Origin of the sequence: Oceanisphaera sp., assembly GCF_052084945.1 — a bacterium.
In the GTDB taxonomy this organism is placed as follows: domain Bacteria; phylum Pseudomonadota; class Gammaproteobacteria; order Enterobacterales; family Aeromonadaceae; genus Oceanimonas.
This window is the reverse complement of record NZ_JBQDEX010000184.1, coordinates 1-2,674: the sequence shown is the minus strand read 5'-3', so window position 1 is coordinate 2,674 and position 2,674 is coordinate 1. Positions and strand designations below refer to the sequence as shown.

The 2,674-nt window shown below is 46.6% G+C and carries 3 protein-coding genes; 1 reads left to right on the top strand and 2 read right to left on the bottom strand.

All coding sequences use genetic code 11. From position 1 onward, the window contains the following. Nucleotides 1–112: 112 nt before the first annotated feature. Both pyrE and rph read right to left on the bottom strand, forming a co-directional pair. Nucleotides 113–754 carry an orotate phosphoribosyltransferase gene (pyrE, locus tag ACTHY5_RS11780; RefSeq protein ID WP_441879944.1) on the bottom strand — a complete coding sequence of 214 codons (642 nt, stop codon included), beginning with the start codon at nt 752–754 and terminating at the stop codon, nt 113–115. A 178-nt stretch (nt 755–932) separates the two neighbouring features. Next, nucleotides 933–1,664, bottom strand: coding sequence for a ribonuclease PH (gene rph, locus ACTHY5_RS11775; protein WP_441879941.1), 732 nt, complete (start codon nt 1,662–1,664; stop codon nt 933–935). Between the two features lie 165 nt (nt 1,665–1,829). Between rph and ACTHY5_RS11770 the strand changes: the two genes are divergently transcribed. Further along, nucleotides 1,830–2,674: YicC/YloC family endoribonuclease (locus ACTHY5_RS11770; RefSeq protein ID WP_441879938.1), on the top strand; the 845-nt coding region annotated here is incomplete at its 3' end.

The following is a 2,674-nucleotide window of genomic DNA, read 5'->3' as shown; positions in this document are numbered from 1 at the left end:
CTACACTCGGGGTTGATTGCTATGATAGCTATGCTTTACGCTCTTTTCACGAAATGTTGCTCTTAACAGTTAAACCGTCTTTTTTCTGTGTATTCCGTGGTGGATATATGTTTTAAATCCCGTATTGCTGGCGATAGGCTTGTACATTGGCTAAGTGCTCAGCCATATCTGGTTGCTCGCTTAAATATTCTACTAAGTCGGCTAAAGTGATAATAGCCGTCACCTCGGCATTATAATCACGCTCTACTTCTTGAATGGCGGATAACTCACCTTTGCCCTTCTCTTGACGATCAAGGGCAATTAACACCCCGGCTAAATCGGCACCATTAGCTTGAATAATATCCATAGATTCACGAATAGCAGTGCCTGCGGTGATCACATCATCCACTAACATAATACGCCCTTGCAGCGGGCTACCCACCAAGTTACCACCTTCACCATGATCTTTGGCTTCTTTGCGGTTAAAGCAATACGGCACATCTTGATCGTGTATTTCGGCCAGTTGTACCGCAGTGGCACTGGCAATGGGAATGCCTTTGTAGGCAGGGCCAAATAACACATCATATTGAGTATTGGCTTCTACCAATGCGGTGGCATAAAAACGGCCTAAACGTGCTAAATCACGGCCACTGTTAAATAGCCCGGCATTAAAGAAATAAGGGCTAGTACGACCCGATTTTAGGGTAAATTCGCCAAATTTAAGCACATCTTTGCTCATGGCAAATTCAATAAACTCACGCTGGTAATCCTTCATCGATTTCTCTCTCAAATGTAATTAACGACATTAAATATATTTTTTGCCACGGAAGAACACGGACATAAGGACAATAGACAAAAGCGAAACAATATTTATTTTATAAGGTTTTAACCTCATAAATTTAGCTTTTAACCTTAATTTTTCCGTGTATTCCGTGGCAAAGAAGCTGTTATCTTTACGGTTTAGCTGGCCGCATGGCCTCACCCTGAATATCGACTAATTCTGCAATCGACTGACTGGCTAACGCCAACATGTCTAGCAATTGTTGGTGGCTAAAAGGCGCAGTCTCGGCTGTGCCTTGTATTTCTATCATCTCACCTTCGCCAGTCATCACCACATTCATATCGGTGCCGGCATTGGCGTCTTCTGTGTATTCCAAATCAGACACCGCTTGGCCATCGACTATGCCCACTGAAATTGCAGCGACCCAGGTTTTCATCGGGTTTTGGGTAATCATCTTCTGCGCTTTCATCCACTGTGTGGCATAGGCCAAGGCGACGCAAGCGCCAGTAATGGCGGCGGTACGGGTACCGCCATCGGCTTGAATAACATCACAATCTAGAGTAATGGTGTGTTCACCGAGTTTTTTTAGATCAATGGCGGCACGTAAGGCGCGCGCAATCAAGCGTTGAATTTCCATGGTGCGGCCACCTTGCTTGCCGGTGGCTGCTTCACGTCTTATGCGATTATGAGTTGAGCGGGGCAACATGCTGTATTCAGCATTCACCCAACCTTGGCCTTTGCCTCGTAAAAATCGCGGTACGCCTTTTTCTACCGAGGCAGTACACAGCACTTTAGTGTCGCCAAACTCAACCAGCACCGAGCCTTCGGCATGGCGGGTATAATGCGGCGTAATGGTTACCGGGCGAAGTTCGTCCACCGCACGGCCACAGGCTCGTGTAGACATGGTATTCTCCAACTTAAATTAAATAATAGCGGCTTAAACAGCCTAATTTACAACAAGCCGTTATTATAAAGAAACTGCTCGCCCATTGCATGCTGCCTGCCATTGGCGCACGGCAATGGCTGTGTCACACTCTATTTATTAACAGCACGACATATTGAGACTTTTATGATCCACAGCATGACCGCCTATGGGCGACAAGAATTTAAACAACAATGGGGCACGGCCGTTTGGGAAATTCGCTCTGTTAACCAGCGCTACCTAGAAGCCTACACTCGTTTGCCTGAGCAATTTCGCAGCCTAGAGCCATTAATCAAAGAAAAGCTGCGCGCGCGTATGCAGCGTGGCAAGGTTGAATGCGTCCTGCGCTTTGAGTCTAACACTGCCGCCCAAGGCGAATTACACATGAACAAAGCACTGGCACAACAACTGATTACCGGTGCCGAGTGGATTATAAAAGAAGCCGGCCAAGGCGCGCTTAACCCAGTAGATATTTTACGCTGGCCTGGGGTAATGGAAGCTCAAGCCCAAGATATGGACGCCCTAAGTAATGAACTAATGGCCTGCTTAGATACGGTTATTGATGACTTTTTAGCTGCCCGTGCCAGCGAAGGCGAACAGCTTAAAGGACTGATCGAGCAACGCTTAAGTGGCATAGCGCAAGAAGTGGATAAAGTAAAAGCCGAGATGCCAGCTATTATGGCTTGGCAGCGTCAGCGCCTACAGGAGCGCTTTGAAGAGGCTAAAATTGACTTAGAGCCGCAGCGTGTCGAGCAAGAAATGGTATTGCTAGCGCAAAAAGTGGATGTGGCTGAAGAGCTTGACCGTTTAAATACTCATATCAGTGAAACCCGCAAGATCCTAAAAAAAGGCGGAGCCTGTGGCCGACGTTTAGATTTTATGATGCAAGAGTTTAACCGCGAATCTAATACACTGGGCTCTAAATCCATTAGTACCAGCATCACCAACTCAGCGGTAGAAATGAAAGTATTAATCGAACAAATGCGCGAGCA